Below are 14,044 nucleotides of genomic sequence, written 5' to 3'. Positions count from 1 at the left end.
CTTACAAAATAATAAAGTTGAAATCTTTCCTTAATTGATATCAATTAAGGAAAGATTTTTTTTATTCGACTAAATAACTCTCTAACGAAGGCGTAGAATAAGTTTTTAGCTCTCCCTCTACATCGTAGATCAAAAAGCCTTCAATAGCTTTATTATTTTCAAGTATATGTATAGCTGAGTCTTTGCCAATTACCATAAAAGCAGTGGCATAAGCATCTGCTAACATACAGTTTTCAGCAAATACAGAAGCACTTAATAAACTATGTTGTACAGGTCTACCAGTATGTGGACTAATTGTATGTGCATATTTTTTTCCATCTTTGATGTAAAAGTTCCTGTAATTACCTGAAGTCGCCAAGGCTTTATCTTTTAACTTAACCTTACCACTTAACATTTGTCCACCCCGTTCAAGATAAGTGGGGTTGTCAATTCCTATAAGCCAAGTATCACCTTTAATATTTGAACCATGGCAAGAAAGTTCACCTCCAATCTCTACCATATAGTTGTTTATATCATGTTCTGATAAATAGTTTGCAACTAAATCTACAGCATAACCTTTGGCTACTGCACTAAAATCGAGTTGTAAACCCGATTTTTTCTTAGATACTGAATCTTGATTAAATTTAATAAGTGAGTAATCTACTAGTTGAAGTAATGAATCTATCTTTGAAGAATCTTCATCTTTTAATACAGGAGCTTTATCTGGTCCAAAACCCCATGCATTTACCAATGGCATAATTGTAGGATCAAATGCTCCACCTGTTGCATCATACACTTCTTTACTAGCTTTTAATACTGGATAAAATAATGATGATTCAAATACCAAACTTTGGGTTTCTAGCTTATTAAACCTAGAAATTTCAGACTCTGGAATATAGGTAGATAATGACTGATTAAATGCTTTTAATACGCTGTCTATTCCCAATTGCAAATCAACACCATCTTGAGCAAGGTATTTTATATTGTAATTTATTACCCCCATAGTAACACCTGTGTTGTAAACTTCAACTAGGTTCTCAAGTTGTTTAGGTATCGGATTTTTGATGTAATTGCGATATACATAGACAGCTCCGACAGCTAAAATTAATACTAAAGAGTAAATTATATTTTTCTTCCTTAACTCAGTTTTACTTGCCTGCATGATTGTTTTATTAGTAGATAAACCCCAAAACACTATTTAAAACCCATATGATTTTATATAAAAACCAAAGCTTAAATAGCTATTATTTTTTGAGATTCAAATCTAGAAAACTAAGTGGAATTAAAAGGGAGAACTGTGGAAAAGAAAAAATCACAACACATTGCTTTTGTTAAACAACATGCTGTATTAATAATGATTTACCTGTTCATTCTTGAGGCAACCTCGGCAATTTGCTTATTAAGCATTTCTTTGCCAGGCATTAACTTTTGTAACTCTTTTAATGTTTTAATTACACCTTCATCATAACAGATCTCTCTGTAGATGTTAGCTTTACCAGAAAGAGCTCCAAAATGTCTTGGCTCAATCTCTAAAGCTTTCTCTATATCATCTAATGCTCTTTTAAACTCTCCATTTTGGTAATATGCTGTTGCACGCTTATTCCAACCTTCTGCATAATCTGCCCACCTTTCAATCATTTCATCAAACACTATAATGGCTCCATAAAAGTCTTGATCTTCCATAAATGCTGTGCCTTCTTCCATCTTAGTATTTATAGTTGTAGAGCGGGCATCCATCCACACATCCCAAATAGCAGACTCCAGACTCAATATTTCCTCTTCGCTGGTTGCTTGCCCTAATTCTAAAAAGAGTTGATCTAATCTATATTTATCAAAATACTGCTCCATTGAATAATCCATTGAAAAAAATGATAGGTTAGTAGTCGCAATTATAACGCCCTGTTAACTTTTAAGGTTTTTAAATTTTTTCAAACTCTAGTTAAAGCTCGTTAAGGTTATTAAAACAAAATGTGATAAAGTACTTATTTTCTATCACACTTTGCCTAATAATATGTAAACTACGGTTTCTCCATTACTGAACCGCATTTCTTGCATGTTCTTAAGTCTTCAGAATCGTAAAATTCTTTCATTACTACTGGTAATTGTTTTACGATATCAGTCAACTCGAAATAAACTTCATGCAATTTGTTATCACAGTTTTCGCAAAACCACATAAAGCCATCTCTCTCATTTTCTTTACGATATCTTTCAATTACCAAACCCACAGAATTGGCTTCTCTTTGCGGAGAGTGGGGCACTTTTGGAGGTAGTAAATAAATATCACCAGCACTTATTGGCAAATCTACAGGCTTTCCATCTTCAATAACCTTTAGCACCATATTACCTTCTAACTGATAGAAAAACTCCTCACCTTCATTATAATGATAATCTTTGCGGGCATTTGGCCCTCCCACTACCATTACAATGTAATCCTCATTTCCTTTAAACACCTGTTGGTTCCCCACCGGAGGTTTTAGAAGGTGCCTGTGTTCGTCTATCCAGGCTTTAAAATTGAAAGGTCTTTTTAAGTTTGCCATGAGAATAACCAGTCTATGTGCTAATATTTCAAACAAGGTCCATTAAACAATGAACCTCGTTTATATTATCAGAAGTTCAGACTTACTTATCTCCCCATTCTTCTCTAAACATCACCCAGTAGTCTTTCACTGTTTGCTTCATCTCTTTATGTAACCATAATATTCCAATAAGGTTTGGAAGAGTCATAAGAGCAATGGTAATTCCTGATAATGTCCAGATAATTGTAGTGTCTACAAATGATGCTAAAAAGAAACCAATTACATATACAATTCTAAACCAAAGGATACCTTTTACACCTACTAAAAAGGTAATGGCTCTATCGCCATAGTAAGACCAAGAAATGGCTGTAGAGAATGCAAAAAGTAATAATCCTATTGAAATAATATATTGTCCGTAATCTCCAAAGAAACTCTTTTTAAATGCCTCTGCAGTTAATGGCGCACTATGTAGAAGAGATTTTCCTTCTAATACTACACCTGATGTTGGATCAACTACGCCTTCTGAAACAGCTACTTTACCACTAAAAGGATTTCCTGCTCCATCTAACACTTTTACATCTTCTGCAATTGATCTTGCATGCATAATTGAAAGGTTGTTTAAAACCTCGCCACCATCAATTTCTAAATTTCCTGTAAAAGTTTCTAAAGCATCCCCATCTACAAGATAATTGTTCAATACTTCTACATCAGCAGGGTTTCCTTCGTCATATATTTTTGACAATACTAAAGTATCTGCACCTTGAAATTGATTATCGAGTTTTTCATTCCACACACCAGATGATAGGAGCACTAAACCAGTTAATGTACATATAACAATTGTATCGATAAAAGGCTCAAGAATCGCTACAACACCTTCTGATACTGGCTCATGTGCTCTTGCTGCTGCGTGAGCAATTGGCGCAGAACCTTGACCAGCTTCATTTGAGAATAAACCTCTGTTAACCCCTCTGTTAATAGCAAATGCGATAGAAGCTCCTAGGAAACCACCAGTGGCAGAAGTTCCTGTAAAAATGTCTGAAAAGATTGATATAAATGAAGGAACAATATTTTCTGCATTATAAAATATTACAGATAATGCTCCAACTAAATAAATTAATGCCATGCCCGGTACTAGCTTTTCTGTTACCTGAGCAATACGGCGAATACCTCCAATAATAACAAGTCCTAAAATAATTGCCAGTACACCTCCTGTTACCATTTGGTCTATACCGAAAGTAGCAAACACAGAATTTGCAATACTATTAATCTGAGGCAAATTACCAGTTCCGAATGATGATAATACTGTAGCAATGGCAAATATTACTGCCATCCATTTAAAATTAACAGGTTTGCCAAACAAAGTAAACTTTGCATTTTTCATGTAATACATAGGACCACCAGCTACCAAACCAGTTTCATCTTTTTCCCTGTATTTATGTGAAAGGGTTACCTCCACAAACTTTGAAGTCATACCCAAAAAAGCTGTTACCAACATCCAGAATAATGCAGCAGGGCCTCCCAAGTGTATTGCTAGTGCAACACCTGCAATATTTCCAGTTCCTACAGTTCCTGAAAGCGCGGTTGCCAATGCTTGAAAATGAGAAGTATCACCTTCATCATCCTCTTTATCAAATTTACCGCTTACTGCTTTTAAAGCATGACCAAAATAGCGGATTTGGGGAAATCCTAAGTAAAAGGTATAGAACAAACCTGTACCTAACAAGGCTATAATAAACCAAGTACTCCCTCCTATGTAACCATCTATTAAACTTAAAATATCGTTTAGTTCCTGCATAAAAAATTAGCTTTCTGGTTTCAGTAAAATTTAGAATATTGTAAAAATAGTACAATAATTTATTTTTAAAATTCAATACAACATATTTTCCCTTCCATTTCGCCAGAAAATAGCATCTGCAAGACAGATAAAGTGGCTTTAGATTCTATTTTATGAAATTTTATTCTGCTCAATTTAGTTGAATATGCTGTTGTCTCATTGATTTGAAAAATCCTGAATGGATTACATTCAAACACATTTAAAAATACTATGTCGCGATTTGTCTTCTTATCATTTCTTTCCCTCTTATTATTATTAATTGATTACTATGTTTTTGAAGGAGTTAAACTAATTAGTAATGGCCTAAGTGAAAACACAAAAAAAATAATCTATACTGCTTATTGGGGGCTTACAGTAATTAGCTTTATAGCTTTTTTCACTTATCATTTTGTAAATCCAGACTTAGTGGGAAGTAAAGCCCGAACCTTTATTATGGTGGGTATTTTTATGAATTACTTCTCTAAGTTCTTTGCTGTTATATTTCTTTTTATAGATGATATCATCAGACTAGGCCAATGGGTTTACGATCAAATAGTACCATCAAAACAAACTATTGCCGAAACTACAGAACCTGTAAAAAATGGTATAACTCGATCAGACTTTCTGGTAAAAACAGGCTTAATTGCATCAACAATTCCATTTGCGGGAATGTCTTACGGTATTATCTCTGGTGCGCATGATTACAGAATTAGGAGAAAAACTGTTTATCTACCTAACTTACCAAAAGCTTTTGACGGAATTAAAATCGGTCAATTATCTGACATTCACTCCGGAAGCTTTTTTAATAAAACTGCTGTAAAAGGTGGAGTCGAAATGTTTTTAAACGAAAAACCTGATGTAATCCTTTTTACAGGAGACCTTGTAAATAATAAAGCTTCAGAAGTAAAAGACTACATAGATATTTTTGGAAAAGTAAAAGCTCCAATGGGAGTTTATTCTGTTTTGGGTAACCACGACTATGGCGATTATGTAAATTGGGAAAGTGCTCAGGCTAAAGCTCAAAACCTCGAAAATTTAAAGCTAGCACACAAAACAATGGGCTGGAATTTAATGATGAACGAAAATACCCTACTTACTACCGAAAATGAACAAATTGCATTGTTAGGCATAGAAAACTGGGGAGCTAAAGCCAGATTTCCAAAGTATGGCAAGTTAGATCAAGCATATAAAGGTACAGAAGATATTCCTGTAAAATTATTACTATCTCACGACCCAAGCCATTGGGATGCTCAGGTTCGCACCGAATATCCTGATATTGACATTATGTTTGCAGGACACACACACGGAATGCAGTTTGGTGTTGAAATAGGAAATATTAAATGGAGTCCGGTGCAGTATATGTACGAACAATGGGCTGGATTATACCAACAAGAAAAGCAATATTTGTATGTAAATCGTGGTTTTGGTTATCTTGGGTTTCCCGGAAGAATAGGCATGCCACCAGAAATCACGATTTTAGAGCTAAAAAAAGCCTGATTTTAAAATCAGGCTTGTAGTAGTTTTTCCAATAGCTGGGCTTTCGGAAGCAATACATCTTCCTCTAATTTTTCATGTACTCTCAAGTCTTTGTTAAGTGCTTGAAATTGAGTTAATAGAACTTTAAATGATAGTTGGTCATTGAGATTTTTTTCTCTCGCTGCTAAGTAATTAATTATTTCTTTTAATCTGGTTTCATGCTCGTGGTCATGTTCCATCATAAATGTTTCGATAGAGATATTTCCAAATTCTTTATAGTATGCTTCTACTTTATCTGTCTTTTCAGAAGAAGCATAATCTAAAAACAAAACATAAGGGAATAATTCATTTTCTTCCACTTCTATGTGCTCTAATAATGATCTTTTATAATCATTAAAGAAATGCAGCAATACCTGAACTGTTGGGTTATTATTTTTTTGTTTGAGGTGGTAAATTGTTTGTTCTAACTCAGGTAGCTTTTTAGAAATATAATAGTGATGAGTTTTCCTTAAATAGTTAACAACTAACTTAATAGGGAACTCAGCAAGTTTTTGAGAAGAAAATGAGTTGATGTCTTCAAAAGCAATAAGTATTTCTGTAAGAAAATTAAGGTCTACATTATTCTCTTTTCTAATAGTAGAAATACTTTTTTGTAAATCATCCTGATCTACTTCAAAACGCTTTATAATAAGCTTAAAAAGGTAATCTGTGGATATTAGATCACCTAAAGTTTGTGTTTTGCCTAACATGGATGTAATACTTTGAAGTTAATACAAATAGTATCACAAAATTAGGCATTACTAAAAAAGGAAAATATGATAAAAATCAATATTCGGAGAATACAGTAAAAACTATTGCAATCTCCGAATATTTAAAATTATTCTAAACTATAATTTTGTAATTTTACTGAACTCTTACAAAATCGCCAGAGTTGAAACCGCTACCACTAATCACACTACACTGAGATGCCTTTCCTTCTCCAATATTCGGGTTTGCTACTTTAATTTCACCAATTTTCTTATCCATACTACCTAGTGAAAGTCCAGTATCAGGGTCTATAAGTTCATCACCTTTTTGGTAGATTACAAATACATCTCCCGCAGAAACTCCATGTTGAGAACCTACATTTATAAATACAGCTCCATTCTTTTCAGTTACAACTTTTGCTTGCCAAGTAATACTAGGCATACTGTTGTTAATTACATCCACCATGTCTTCAACTGCATCTCTAGCTGCTTTACCAACAATAGACTCATCGAATGATTTCTTATCGTTAAAGCTTACATTGCGAGTATTTAGCTTCAAACCTTTAGAGCTCTCTTCTTTTCTTACATTTTCTGCTGTTATAATTTCTGCAGTTGTAGTGTTTACAAGGCGGCAGTCAATACCTACAGTAGCAGATTGAGTTCTTACTCCTATTCCTATTCCCTTTACTCGACCATCTGTAGAATTATCTTTGTAACCAAACTCTGTAACTGAACCAATCACAGCGAGTTCTACTCCAAGTACTTTACCTATCTCAGCTGCACTTTGAGCTGTAACCACACCTGAAGCTCCTAGTTTTTGTTCAGCTAAAATTCTGTCTAGTTCTGATCTCTCAATTACTGTATACTCACCAGATTTTACAAGTTCTGTAGTTAGCATATCAGCCATGCCTTCTCCTACTCCTTTGTTATTCCACCATCTCCAGCTTTTATCTGTTTTATCTTCAAAAACAAAAACAGCCACTCTCTTCTTTAGCTTCATTTCTTGAGCTGAAGCTTTGTATGAGCCAGCAAAAATTCCAATGAAAAATACGATTAAAAAGTAGTACAGTCTTCTATTCAAATTCATGATAATAAATTGTGTTTGATACAATGTCAGATTTTATAATAAATATACGAAACTTTATATCAAACGTACGGGGAAAGTAAACCATTGTTAACGAAAAATAGACATTATTAAGCTTAAAAATTCTCTTGCTCAATACGTTTACTAAGGCGTTTTTTTAGTCTTTCAGCTAACTTTTTATCAAGCTTGTCATCATCTATCTCTCTGAAAGCCAACTCCATAGCTCGCTCCATACCTAAATGAAATATATTATTCATATTGGTATTAAAAGCTTGGTATAATTCGGTTTTCTTTGCAATTTGGATCACTGTAAGGTTTCCTTCTCTTTTTAACTCATGTTCAGACGAAAACTCAAGTTTGATAAAATCTTGAGGAAAGCCAAAACACCTTTCCCAATGTTCACTTTTAGTTTTAATTACTGTTAACTGCAATCCCATTTTCAATAAGTCTTTTAATCGAATTAATTAAGGGACAAAAATTATCCACACTATTATGCTAATAGCTATTATAAGTAAATAGGGCAATGCTTCTTCCCATAAATCAGCCATTTTTCTTAGAGTATTATCTTCCATACTATCATTATTTTTTTATTACTTACCTAAAGAGATGCCACTCATTATCACATTGCTGATTATCAAACACTTACAAACAAAAAATAGAATTTTAAAAGAGAGGGGATTTGTTCAATATCGAACAGTAGGTATAAAAAACTGAACAGCTTAAAAAAACTGTTCAGTTCAATATTAGAAACCAAAATAAAATTTCATTGGATTAATGAAGTGCCGATCTTATATCCAAAGTATTCAGAATTTTTGCTTCCTCAACCATCAAGCTTTCAAGCCGATCGTAAACCGGCTTTTCTTCAAAATATTTTAGTGCCATTTTCACAAATATATTCCCATGTTTTGCTTCTGATGCCCACAATGCTTTATAAAAGTGGCTTAGTTCTTCGTCACCAATATTTTCGCTTACTAGCTTAAACCTCTCGCAACCTCTACACTCAATTACAGAAGCAATTAACAACCTATCTCTAAATCTGGTTTCTCGTGTACCACCCTGTGTTAAAGACATTAGTTGTTGAATATATAAGTCTTTTTGCATTTCTTTTGCAAGCAAAATACCCTTCTTCTCCATAAGATAATATACCTGTTGGAAGTGCTCTAGTTCTTCTATTCCGGTTTCTATGAGTTCGGGTATAATTTCTACCCTTGTTGGGTATTTAGCGACAAAGCTCATAGCCATAGCAGATGCTTTTCTTTCGCAATCTGCATGATCTTGTAAAAATGAAGGAAAGTCGTTCATTACTGCTTCCAGCCATGCATCACTGGAGCTACAAGCCAGATCTATAGAATATTTCATGTTGTTTGTGGAATAGTTAAGAAGAAAAAATATATAAACTTTCTACAGACAAATTTAACATTCCTCGCCAAGGTCGCCACTATTATTGCTAAAAGGCATTCATTTTAACTTTTTTTATGAGCTATCATCTAGTTTAAATTGCCAAATTCACATCGGTTTCAAGTATTTTTTCTGTGGGCTTCTTCAGCATGGCCGAGGGTAAACTGTCTTTAATTACCTCGTTAAGTTTATTTATCAGGTTTTCTTTTACTACAGTTCTATTTGTAATTATGCTTACTTCGCGTACAGCCTCAATGTCTGTTAGGGGTTTTATCATATCCTCTTTTTCAACAGGTACATTTAAAGTAGCTAACTCTGGTATTACTGTAGTACCATTTGTAAACTCTACAATTCTCTTTAACGACTCGATAGAATGACTTTCGAAATTGAAACCAGTATACGGTACCGATTTTTTAGCCTTCGAACAGATTCTTAATACCTGATTCCTAAAGCAGTTTCCTTGGTTTAATACCCATAAATCTCCTTCTTCTAATTCACTTATGCTTACAGAATCTCTTTTATATAAATGATGTGTTTCTGATACATAAAGGAAATACTTTTCATAAAAAAGCGGAATTGTACTCATTGCTTTTGCTGTAATTGGCGTAGCAACAATACCTGCATCTAACTCACTATTTTTTAATGAAACAATAATATCCTCAGTAATCATCTCTTTGATCTGCAACTTTACATCTGGATATTTCTGCTGAAACTCTTGCAGAAAAAGTGGTAATAAATATGGAGCTATGGTAGGTATAATTCCTAAGTATAGTATACCTTTATACGCATGTTGGAACTCATCCAACATATTAACAGCTTTATCTATCTCAAGCATAATTATCCTGGCTTGATCTGCCAGAATTTTACCCGCAGCTGTAGTATCTATTGGCTTCTTATTTCTATCAAATAAAGTAACTCCTAACTCTTCTTCCAGATTTTTTATCTGAATTGTAAGAGCAGGCTGTGTAACTGACAAGGATTTGGCAGCTTCAACATAGCTACCATATCTTTCAAGTGCTAGTAAGAATCTTAATTGAGTTATTGTCATGAGTCATATATAAATTTATTTAATAGACATAGAAAATCTATTAATAATAATTATACTAAATTTGTACAAATAATAAACACGAAAGTAATGGAAAATTCAACCTTATTAAACGCATTAAATTCTTTATTATCAAATTATCAAATTTATTATCAAAACCTTAGAGGTTTTCACTGGAATGTTACAGGTTTCAACTTCTTCGGTCTCCACGAAAAATTCGAAGAATTATATCTGGAGTCAGCCGAAACTGTTGACGAAATAGCTGAAAGAATTCTAGCAATTGGCGGTAAACCGCTACACACATTTGAAGATTATCTGGAAACTGCCAGCATTAAGAGTGCAAAAAATGTTACTAATAGTAAAGACACTGTAGCTTATGTTTTAGAAAACAGTCAGATTTTACTTCGCCAGTTAAAATCTATATTAAACACTGCTTCTGAATTAAATGATGAAGGTACAGTTTCTTTAGTAAGTGATCTTATATCTACTACAGAAAAAAGAATCTGGATGCTTAAAGCATTTCTAGGTTAAAAATATAAACTTTACTTCTCTCATTAACCTGATTTTCTAAGAAAATCAGGTTTTTTTATGCATTTAGATACAGATTCATATCTGAATTACAATATAACAATTTAAATCAACTACAAATTCAACTAATAGAAATAAGCATTTTCAAGAGCTTTATTTACCTGCATCAATTCCTTTTCCTATAACATCGTACTCTTGTAGTTTCTGGCCTTTTTAGTTAGATTTGAAAACCATTCAGCATTACACCCGATCTCTACCCAGCTTTTACAGAAAAGCTGAATGCATATTTTTTACCTAAGCAAAACATACTCAGGACGTACTACTTTTATTTAATTTATTTGTTAAACCACCTTTTAACATATGAAAAAGATATATCCTGTCTTTTACTTTTTATTCATTTTTTATTTTCCTCTTTACAGTCAGCAATTAGACGATAAAGAAAAGAAGATTATTCAGTATGAAGCCGAAATGTTTATTAAAGAATATCAGCTTCTTTTAAACACAATTATATCTTCTTCTCTTAACCGGCTCGAGGTTGAAGAAATCATTTTAAACAGCTATACACAAACAGGAAACAGGATTTTCCTCAACGAAGAAGTTATTGTAGAAGATGATATTGACCCCAGTTATTTTAATGCTTCGAGAGTAAAAGATGTAAAGGTAAGTAAGTATCTAAACGATCTAGATTTATTCTATTCTAAGAGCAATTTCCCTACAATTGAGTTTTCAGAAATGCTTTCTTCTGAGGTAAAACAAAAAGCTTACATTTATGTAGAGGTTTACTTTAAAAGCAAGTTTGGCGGAAATCACAATACAATAAATAATCCATACCAAGATACAGAGCGAATTGCCACCATTGTAGCTACTAAAAATCTAAGAGAAGATGTTTGGGAAATGTCTATTGCCAGTATTGTTTTTTATAATCCCAAAATACATCCACATGTGGCTCAACGGCGAATTGAAAAACAAAAGGAAGAAGAATTAAAAAAAAATAGCCTTGCTATAAGCTCAGAAAGTAGTATTGAAAATAATGTAAACACTATTACAAAGCCAACAAAGTCTGAAATACCTAAACCAAAAGTAAATACTGGTTTATCTAAAACACCGCTTACAGCTTCTATGGGAGTGGCTTCGCTGTCTTTAGCTTCTGCTGTTTATTTTAAGATAAAAGCAGATAGTAATTATAAAAATTGGGAAATAGCCAAAGCAGAAGGAAACGAAGCAGATAAAGAAAACTATAAATCACTCACCATTAAACAAGATAGATTCACGGCTGCCAGTACAGTAGTTTGTGCTAGTGCACTGGTTTACTACTTTTTATACAAAAAGAAGTATAAAGCCTCTCAAAAAAAGCTCACACTCAATATCTATCAACCTACACTTAATACCTACGGAATTTCTATAGCTAAAAAATTTTAAATTATAATGAAGCATAAACTTTTAACAGCAATTTTATTTATCGTAATGGTATTTGCTTGTTCCCGTGATTTTAGTGATGATGAACCAGCAGTAAATGATTATGTAGAAATGGTATTTGTGAGTGGCGGAACTTTCGATATGGGAAGCGAATATGATGAAGCAAAAGATGATGAAAAAGACATCCATAGTATTACTATTAGTGATTTTTATATCGGAAAAAAAGAAATTACTCAGTCTGAATGGCAAGCTATAATGGGCGAAAACCCCAGCTTTTTCGAAGCTTGTGCACAATGTCCAGTTGAAAAAGTTTCGTGGGAAGATGTGCAAGAATTTATCAAACTTCTAAATAACCAAACTGGACTCAAATATCGACTGCCAACAGAAGCCGAATGGGAATATGCCGCCAGAAATAAAGGTAAAACCGAAAAGTATGCAGGTACTTCTACCGATAGCCAGCTTTATCGTTATGCCAACTATTGCGACGATGTTTGCCTCGCCAATGATGACGATAACGAAACTCAACCTGTTGGCTCCAAAACTGCAAATGGCCTTGGTTTATTCGATATGAGTGGCAATGTATGGGAATGGTGCCAAGATTGGTATAGCAGTTCATATTACAGCATAAGCCCCGCTAACGATCCTACCGGCCCAACTTCTGGTACTTATAAAGTAATTCGTGGTGGTAGTTGGTACAGTATACCTAATAACACCAGAACCTCTTATAGAAATTATGAATCTATAGATGGAAAATTTGCTGATGTTGGCTTTCGGCTTGTGAGAGATAAATAATATTTACTTTATCGAAACTAATTCTAACTCAAAAAGAATTAATATATACCTGGCTTTATTAAATAGTCAGGTTTTTTTATTGATTAAAAAGTATAAATTTGGTCATTACACATATTTATAAAATTATCATCTAATATGGATAAGAATAGCGAAGAGTTCCTTTACAAGTATTTAAACAATGCATCGCCAACAGGTTTTGAGTCTTCTGGACAGCAAATCTGGTTGGATTATATTAAACCTTATATACACGATTACATCAGCGATACTTATGGTACTATGGTAGGTGTGGTAAATCCTGATGCTCCATATAAAGTTGTAATTGAAGCCCATGCAGATGAGATTTCATGGTTTGTAAATTACATTTCTTCTGATGGTTACATATATGTAATTAGAAACGGTGGTTCAGATCATCAGATCGCACCTTCTAAAAGAGTGAATATCCATACAAAAGATGGAATTGTTAAAGGTATTTTCGGTTGGCCTGCTATTCACGTTAGAGACAGAGTCAAAGAAGAAACTCCTTCACTCAAAAATTTATTTATAGACTGTGGTTGCGCTAGCAAAGAAGAGGTAGAAGCAAAAGGAATACATGTAGGTAGCGTGGTTACTTTTGACGATGAGCTAATGGAGCTGAATGACAAGTATTATGTTGGCAGAGCACTCGACAATAGAATTGGTGGTTTTATAATCGCTCAGGCATTAAAAAGAATTTCAGAAAATAACATTGAACTTCCTTTTGGTTTGTATGTGGTAAATGCTGTACAAGAAGAAATTGGATTAAGAGGTGCCGAAATGATTGCTAGAAGAATTAAGCCAGATGTAGCAATTATTACCGATGTATGCCACGATACTTACTCTCCAATGTATGACAAAAAAACGCAGGGAGAGCAAAAAGCAGGAAATGGCCCTGTACTTACTTATGGCCCTGCTGTACAAAATAATCTGCTTAATATGATTATAGAAGTAGCTGAGAGTAAGAATATTCCTTTCCAAAGATCAGCAGCTTCTAGAATGACAGGTACAGATACAGATGCTTTTGCTTACTCTGACATTGGAGTAGCTTCTGCATTAATTTCTACACCACTAAAATATATGCACACCACAGTAGAAACAGCTCATAAAGATGATGTTGAAAACGTAAGCAATTTGATTTATGAGTTTCTTGTACAATTGAAAAGTGGTCACGATTTCAGATACATAAAATAAATCCACTTTTTTTTAAAGTGAAATAAACCCATGTTCTTACACATG

Annotated in this window: 14 protein-coding genes; 5 read left to right on the top strand and 9 right to left on the bottom strand. The window is 33.6% G+C overall.

Annotated elements, in window-relative coordinates; translation table 11 throughout:
- Positions 1–61: 61 nt before the first annotated feature.
- From OQ292_RS12180 to OQ292_RS12165, 4 genes are all read right to left on the bottom strand, one after another.
- Entirely contained in the window at positions 62–1,141 is a 1,080-nt protein-coding gene (locus tag OQ292_RS12180) for an FAD:protein FMN transferase (RefSeq protein ID WP_284682404.1), read from the bottom strand.
- 197 nt (positions 1,142–1,338) lie between these two features.
- The gene (locus OQ292_RS12175) at positions 1,339–1,827 is read right to left on the bottom strand and encodes a tetratricopeptide repeat protein (RefSeq protein WP_284682403.1); all 489 of its coding nucleotides are present in this window, start codon (positions 1,825–1,827) and stop codon (positions 1,339–1,341) included.
- Positions 1,828–1,997: 170 nt separating this feature from the next.
- Positions 1,998–2,516: a 3-hydroxyanthranilate 3,4-dioxygenase gene (locus OQ292_RS12170; protein WP_284682402.1), complete on the bottom strand. Its 519-nt coding sequence runs from the start codon at positions 2,514–2,516 to the stop codon at positions 1,998–2,000.
- Between the two features lie 82 nt (positions 2,517–2,598).
- Positions 2,599–4,290 (bottom strand): alanine/glycine:cation symporter family protein, encoded by a 1,692-nt coding sequence (locus OQ292_RS12165; RefSeq protein ID WP_284682401.1) that lies wholly within the window; start codon positions 4,288–4,290, stop codon positions 2,599–2,601.
- A gap of 249 nt (positions 4,291–4,539) precedes the next feature.
- Between OQ292_RS12165 and OQ292_RS12160 the strand changes: the two genes are divergently transcribed.
- The gene (locus OQ292_RS12160) at positions 4,540–5,805 is read left to right on the top strand and encodes a metallophosphoesterase (RefSeq protein WP_284682400.1); all 1,266 of its coding nucleotides are present in this window, start codon (positions 4,540–4,542) and stop codon (positions 5,803–5,805) included.
- An 8-nt stretch (positions 5,806–5,813) separates the two neighbouring features.
- On the opposite strand, the gene OQ292_RS12155 is transcribed toward OQ292_RS12160, so the two are convergent.
- The 5 genes from OQ292_RS12155 to OQ292_RS12135 form a co-directional block, all read right to left on the bottom strand.
- Positions 5,814–6,533 (bottom strand): hemerythrin domain-containing protein, encoded by a 720-nt coding sequence (locus OQ292_RS12155; protein WP_284682399.1) that lies wholly within the window; start codon positions 6,531–6,533, stop codon positions 5,814–5,816.
- Between the two features lie 154 nt (positions 6,534–6,687).
- Entirely contained in the window at positions 6,688–7,617 is a 930-nt protein-coding gene (locus tag OQ292_RS12150) for a CsgG/HfaB family protein (RefSeq protein ID WP_284682398.1), read from the bottom strand.
- Positions 7,618–7,730: 113 nt separating this feature from the next.
- Positions 7,731–8,051 carry a hypothetical protein gene (locus OQ292_RS12145; protein ID WP_284682397.1) on the bottom strand — a complete coding sequence of 107 codons (321 nt, stop codon included), beginning with the start codon at positions 8,049–8,051 and terminating at the stop codon, positions 7,731–7,733.
- A 334-nt stretch (positions 8,052–8,385) separates the two neighbouring features.
- Positions 8,386–8,973 (bottom strand): MiaE family protein, encoded by a 588-nt coding sequence (locus tag OQ292_RS12140; protein WP_284682396.1) that lies wholly within the window; start codon positions 8,971–8,973, stop codon positions 8,386–8,388.
- Positions 8,974–9,106: 133 nt separating this feature from the next.
- Positions 9,107–10,060, bottom strand: a complete 954-nt coding sequence (locus OQ292_RS12135; protein WP_284682395.1) for a hydrogen peroxide-inducible genes activator — start codon at positions 10,058–10,060, stop codon at positions 9,107–9,109.
- 87 nt (positions 10,061–10,147) lie between these two features.
- Between OQ292_RS12135 and OQ292_RS12130 the strand changes: the two genes are divergently transcribed.
- From OQ292_RS12130 to OQ292_RS12115, 4 genes are all read left to right on the top strand, one after another.
- A complete protein-coding gene (locus OQ292_RS12130; RefSeq protein ID WP_284682394.1) occupies positions 10,148–10,588 on the top strand; it encodes a Dps family protein in 441 nt (146 codons plus the stop codon).
- A gap of 357 nt (positions 10,589–10,945) precedes the next feature.
- Entirely contained in the window at positions 10,946–12,004 is a 1,059-nt protein-coding gene (locus OQ292_RS12125; RefSeq protein ID WP_284682393.1) for a hypothetical protein, read from the top strand.
- Positions 12,005–12,010: 6 nt separating this feature from the next.
- Positions 12,011–12,793 (top strand): formylglycine-generating enzyme family protein, encoded by a 783-nt coding sequence (locus tag OQ292_RS12120; RefSeq protein WP_284682392.1) that lies wholly within the window; start codon positions 12,011–12,013, stop codon positions 12,791–12,793.
- A gap of 135 nt (positions 12,794–12,928) precedes the next feature.
- Positions 12,929–13,999, top strand: a complete 1,071-nt coding sequence (locus tag OQ292_RS12115; RefSeq protein WP_284682391.1) for a zinc-binding metallopeptidase family protein — start codon at positions 12,929–12,931, stop codon at positions 13,997–13,999.
- Positions 14,000–14,044: the final 45 nt, after the last annotated feature.

This window comes from Chondrinema litorale (genome assembly GCF_026250525.1).
Taxonomy (GTDB): Bacteria; Bacteroidota; Bacteroidia; order Cytophagales; family Flammeovirgaceae; genus Chondrinema; species Chondrinema litorale.
This window is presented reverse-complemented; position numbering and strand designations above follow the sequence as displayed.

Excerpts from the sequence above, each read along its gene's own strand:
- OQ292_RS12180 (WP_284682404.1), bottom strand. The coding sequence starts at position 1,141 with ATGCAGGCAAGTAAAACTGAGTTAAGGAAGAAAAATATAATTTACTCT.
- OQ292_RS12130 (WP_284682394.1), top strand. The coding sequence starts at position 10,148 with ATGGAAAATTCAACCTTATTAAACGCATTAAATTCTTTATTATCAAAT.
- OQ292_RS12135 (WP_284682395.1), bottom strand. The coding sequence starts at position 10,060 with ATGACAATAACTCAATTAAGATTCTTACTAGCACTTGAAAGATATGGT.
- OQ292_RS12155 (WP_284682399.1), bottom strand. The coding sequence starts at position 6,533 with ATGTTAGGCAAAACACAAACTTTAGGTGATCTAATATCCACAGATTAC.
- OQ292_RS12115 (WP_284682391.1), top strand. The coding sequence starts at position 12,929 with ATGGATAAGAATAGCGAAGAGTTCCTTTACAAGTATTTAAACAATGCA.
- OQ292_RS12125 (WP_284682393.1), top strand. The coding sequence starts at position 10,946 with ATGAAAAAGATATATCCTGTCTTTTACTTTTTATTCATTTTTTATTTT.
- OQ292_RS12120 (WP_284682392.1), top strand. The coding sequence starts at position 12,011 with ATGAAGCATAAACTTTTAACAGCAATTTTATTTATCGTAATGGTATTT.
- OQ292_RS12165 (WP_284682401.1), bottom strand. The coding sequence starts at position 4,290 with ATGCAGGAACTAAACGATATTTTAAGTTTAATAGATGGTTACATAGGA.
- OQ292_RS12175 (WP_284682403.1), bottom strand. The coding sequence starts at position 1,827 with ATGGAGCAGTATTTTGATAAATATAGATTAGATCAACTCTTTTTAGAA.
- OQ292_RS12160 (WP_284682400.1), top strand. The coding sequence starts at position 4,540 with ATGTCGCGATTTGTCTTCTTATCATTTCTTTCCCTCTTATTATTATTA.
- OQ292_RS12170 (WP_284682402.1), bottom strand. The coding sequence starts at position 2,516 with ATGGCAAACTTAAAAAGACCTTTCAATTTTAAAGCCTGGATAGACGAA.
- OQ292_RS12150 (WP_284682398.1), bottom strand. The coding sequence starts at position 7,617 with ATGAATTTGAATAGAAGACTGTACTACTTTTTAATCGTATTTTTCATT.
- OQ292_RS12140 (WP_284682396.1), bottom strand. The coding sequence starts at position 8,973 with ATGAAATATTCTATAGATCTGGCTTGTAGCTCCAGTGATGCATGGCTG.
- OQ292_RS12145 (WP_284682397.1), bottom strand. The coding sequence starts at position 8,051 with ATGGGATTGCAGTTAACAGTAATTAAAACTAAAAGTGAACATTGGGAA.